We start from the raw sequence: 1,608 nt of genomic DNA, 5'->3' as shown, positions 1-1,608 counted from the left end.
GCCGCGACATGCCGACATAAGCGCTGTGGCGGTCCATGCCGGGGGTGGCGAGGACATGGGCGCGATCGACGGTCACGCCCTGCGCCTTGTGGAACGTCGCCGCATAGCCATGATCGACATGGGCGTAATCCTTGGCGTCGAACGCGACCTGACGGCCCCCGTCCAGCCGGACGGTCATGCCCTCCGGCGTCACCCGCTCGATCGTGCCAAGCGTGCCGTTCTTCACCCCTAGCGACCGCTCGTTCCGCAGGAACATCAAGCGGTCGCCGCGCGCGAACGCGCGCGTCCCTCGGTCGGCGCTGAACGTCACGTCGTCGCCAAGGTCGCCGGTCGCGCGAAGCCGGCCCCGCGCCTCCTCGTTCAGCTCGCGGACCTCGGCGTTGGTGTGGGTGAGGATGACGCGGGATTTGCCCGGCTCGGCCTGACGCGCGCGATCCCAGCCGTCCACCAGCTCGCCCCGCGCCTGCTCGCGCGTGTCGGCCGCGTGGACCATGCCCTTGCCATCATAGGCGTGGATCGCCTCGCCGGTGCGGCCTGTGGCGAGCGCGCGCGTCGCGTCGCGTTGCCAGTCCTCGCGCTGACGGCGTATCTCGGTGATCTCGGCCGCGCCATGCCGCTCGGTGATGCTGCGGAACGCCGCTCCGGCCTCGATCGCCTGCAACTGCTCGGGGTCGCCTACCATCACGACCTTGGCCCCGGCGTCGCGCGCCTGGCTCAACACACGCTCCATCTGGCGCGAGCCGATCATGCCGGCCTCGTCAACGACCAGCACGTCCCTGGGGCCTAGCTGCTCGCGCCCCTGACCCCATGCGTGTTCAAGGCTGGCGATGGTGCGTGACGCGATGCCTGATCCGCCCTCAAGGTTCTCCGCCGCGATGCCCGACAACGCCGCGCCGCGCACCGTGTAGCCCTGCCCCTCCCACGCCTCGCGCGCGACGCCAAGCATGGCGGATTTGCCGCTGCCGGCGTAGCCGACGACGGACGCCAGCCCTTCGCGCCCGGTGATGTGATCGAAGGCGTCGCGCTGCTCGGCCGACAGGACAAGCCCCTTGGCGCTGGCCGCGCCGATCGCGGCGTCCCGCTGGCGATCGGCGACGCCATGCCCGGCGCGGCCCGCCAGCTCGTCGCCGGCGCTCTCAAGCCGGGCCTCCACCGCGATCATGTCGCGCGACGTGAACCGCTCCTGGTCGCGCCCGTCCCTGCCCAGCGCAATCAGCTCGGGGCTGGAGCGCACCGCCCCCATTACCCGGTCGAACTGATCCTTGCCGTCGCTTTGTCGGAACGCGAACGTCGCAAGGTCGCGGGTGGTGAACGTCGCCTGCTGCCGGGTGATGGCGTCCAGCGCGATCGATGGGTTGGCGATGATCTTCTCGCCATTGTCGCGGGCGATGCGCGTGTGATCCTCGATCCGCTCGGCCTCAAGCCCCTGCTCCGGTCGCCGCGACGCGGCCGGGCCGATTTTGTGCTGCGGCTCAAGCTCGATGCCCTGCGCCTCATAGGAACGGTGATCGATCCGGCCCTCTAGCCCCAGCTCGGCCATGCGTTCGTTGACATGCGCGCTCCACGCCTCGCGCCAGTCCTTCAACAGCTCGGTCGAGTTCCAGTCGC

At 70.4% G+C, this 1,608-nt stretch carries 1 protein-coding gene; it reads right to left on the bottom strand.

The window, feature by feature from the left end:
• The coding region (gene traA / locus AX724_RS15925) for a Ti-type conjugative transfer relaxase TraA (RefSeq protein WP_082733556.1) at positions 1-1,608 on the bottom strand (1,608 nt) is incomplete at both ends.

This window comes from Sphingobium sp. CCH11-B1, from assembly GCF_001556865.1.
Classification (GTDB): domain Bacteria; phylum Pseudomonadota; class Alphaproteobacteria; order Sphingomonadales; family Sphingomonadaceae; genus Sphingobium.
Note: the sequence above shows the minus strand (reverse complement) of the source record. Positions and strands in the feature narration are given on the sequence as shown.